At 67.7% G+C, this 685-nt stretch carries 1 protein-coding gene; it reads right to left on the bottom strand.

The window, feature by feature from the left end:
- Positions 1 to 102 precede the first annotated feature (102 nt).
- The coding region (locus tag D474_RS30065; protein ID WP_017616290.1) for a dihydrodipicolinate synthase family protein at positions 103 to 685 on the bottom strand (583 nt) is incomplete at its 5' end.

The raw sequence follows: 685 nt of genomic DNA, 5'->3' as shown, positions 1-685 counted from the left end.
CGAAACCCTCCCCGACACTCACCATGATCCCCAGTAGATCTTGCTACTGGAGTCAATATCGGCGCTGAACCCGGCTCTGGTAGCAAGATCCCGGGGGTGTGTCTAGGCGCCGACCGCGGCGACCGTCTCGACCAGCGAGTTCAAACGCGCCTGTTCCTCCGCCGAGAGGTCGCGCAGGGGCGGGCGCACCGGCCCGGCGTCGCGGCCGACCGCGCGCAGCCCCGCCTTGACGATGGACACCCCGTATCCCTTCCCGCGGTCGCGGATGTCCAGGTACGGGAGCACGAACTCGGTGAGCTTGCGCTGCACGGCCTGCTGGTCCTGTGCCCGCACGTCGCGGTAGAACTCCAGCGCGTACTCCGGCACGAAGTTGAACATGGCCGAGGAGTACGTGCTCATGCCGACCTGCAGCAGCGGGAGGGCGAACGTCTCGGCGGTGGGCAGACCGCCCAGGTAGAAGAGCCTGTCGCCGTTGGCCGAGCGGACCCGCGCGAGCTGTTCGAAGTCGCCGATGCCGTCCTTGAAGCCGATCAGGTTGGGGTGGGCCTCGGCGAGTTCAGCGACCGTGTCGGCCCCGTAGACGGCGTTGGCGCGGTTGTAGAGGATCACCCCGGTGCTCGTGGCTTCCAGTACCGCCGCCACGTGGGCCTTCAGACCCTCCTGTGTGGCTTCGGTCAGGTAGGGC

The sequence above is a fragment of the Nocardiopsis salina YIM 90010 genome (assembly GCF_000341025.1).
In the GTDB taxonomy this organism is placed as follows: domain Bacteria; phylum Actinomycetota; class Actinomycetes; order Streptosporangiales; family Streptosporangiaceae; genus Nocardiopsis; species Nocardiopsis salina.
This window is presented reverse-complemented; position numbering and strand designations above follow the sequence as displayed.